Source organism: Rhizobacter sp. P3_B12, from assembly GCF_056402895.1.
In genome coordinates this window covers 1-1,032 of the sequence record NZ_JBFUGN010001473.1, presented here as the reverse complement: position 1 = coordinate 1,032, position 1,032 = coordinate 1, and the positions used below count along the sequence as shown (strand labels likewise).

Sequence of the window (1,032 nt, the reverse complement as noted above, 5' to 3'; positions counted from 1 at the left end):
GCGCGGCAGCTGCTCGCCCGGGTACCACTTGCCCTGGCCGTAGTGCAGCAGCCCGCCGTCGCCGTACTTGCGGCGCAGCTTGTCCATCAGGTCGGCGCTCAGCAGCCGCTTGGTCGGCCCCATCGCGTCGGTGTTCCATTCGGCGCCGTCGCGGTCGTCCACCGAGACGAAGGTCGGCTCGCCGCCCTGCGTCAGCCGCACGTCGTGGCGGCGCAGGTCGTCGTCGACGCGGTGGCCCATCGTCTCGATCTCGCCCCACTGCGCATCGCTGTACGGCAGCGTCACGCGCGGCGCCTCCCAGATGCGCGTGACCTTCATCAGGTGCTCGAACTCGGTCTCGCACTCGTCCAGCGCACCACTCACCGGCGCGGCCGACGACGGCTCCGGCGAGCATGCGAGCGGGATGTGGCCCTCGCCGGCCAGCAGGCCCGACGTGGGGTCCAGGCCGATCCAGCCGGCGCCCGGCAGGTAGACCTCGCACCAGGCGTGCAGGTCGGTGAAGTCGACCTCGGTGCCGCTCGGGCCGTCGAGCGATTTCACGTCGCTCTTCAGCTGGATCAGGTAGCCCGACACGAAGCGCGATGCGAAGCCCAGGTGGCGCAGGATCTGCACCAGCAGCCAGCCGGAATCGCGGCACGAGCCGCTCGCGTTGACCAGCGTCTGCTCCGGCGTCTGCACGCCCGGCTCCATGCGGATCAGGTAGCCGATGTCCTTCTGCAGCCGCTGGTTCAGCGCGACCAGGAAGTTGGTGGTCTGCATCTTCTCGCGCGAGATGCTGGCCAGGTACTTCTCGAAGGCCGGCGTCAGCGGCGCCTTGTGGCGGTACGGCTCCAGCTCGGTCGCGAGCGACGCGTCGTACTCGAACGGGAAATGCTCGGCCGCCGGTTCGAGGAAGAAATCGAACGGGTTCAGCACCGACATCTCGACCACCAGGTCGACCTCGATGCGGAACGACGTGGTCTTGTCCGGGAACACCAGCCGGGCCAGGTAGTTCGACTGCGGATCCTGCTGCCAGTTGATGAAGTGCGTGGC

The 1,032-nt window shown here is 68.5% G+C and carries 1 protein-coding gene; it reads right to left on the bottom strand.

Annotation, left to right across the window (positions count from 1 at the left end):
- On the bottom strand, positions 1-1,032 hold a 1,032-nt coding region (locus tag AC1D01_RS36185; protein ID WP_477874566.1), incomplete at both ends, for a transglutaminase family protein.